This window comes from Pseudomonas sp. VE 267-6A (assembly GCF_024126555.1).
Classification (GTDB): Bacteria; Pseudomonadota; Gammaproteobacteria; order Pseudomonadales; family Pseudomonadaceae; genus Aquipseudomonas; species Aquipseudomonas palmensis.
Genome location: NZ_JAMYBY010000057.1, coordinates 1 through 417 on the forward strand (window position 1 = coordinate 1; position 417 = coordinate 417).

1 protein-coding gene is annotated in these 417 nt (G+C 66.9%); it reads right to left on the minus strand.

Translation table 11 applies throughout. The features are described 5' to 3' along the window. On the minus strand, positions 1-417 hold a 417-nt coding region (locus tag NJH59_RS25420), incomplete at both ends, for a contractile injection system protein, VgrG/Pvc8 family (protein WP_253087479.1).

Here is a 417-nt window from a genome sequence, read left to right on the forward strand (position 1 = left end):
TGTGCTGGAAGTGGTAGTGGATGCCCTCCTCCTCGCACAGGCGCTGGATGAAGTGCAGGTCGGACTCGTCGTACTGCACGCAGTACACCCGCTCGGGGTACACCGCGCCCAGCACGAAGCGGTGGTCGCTGGCGAGGATGCCGTGCTCCTCGAGCACCTGGGCGATGATCTGCGGCACCGTCTTGTGCTGGAAGATGCGCTGGTTGATGCGGTGCGCCAGGTACGCCAGCTGCGGGCGCAGCACCAGCCGGTAGCGCGACAGGCGCCGCCCGGCTTCGCCCTGCGCGGCGCTGTAGACCAGCCCGTGAATGCCGCTGCCGCTGGGCGACAGCTGCAGGAAGGCGAGCGTGTGCAGGAGGGATTCGAGGTTCAGCGACGCCCGTTCACTGACCAGCTCCAGTTCGAATTCGAACGGCT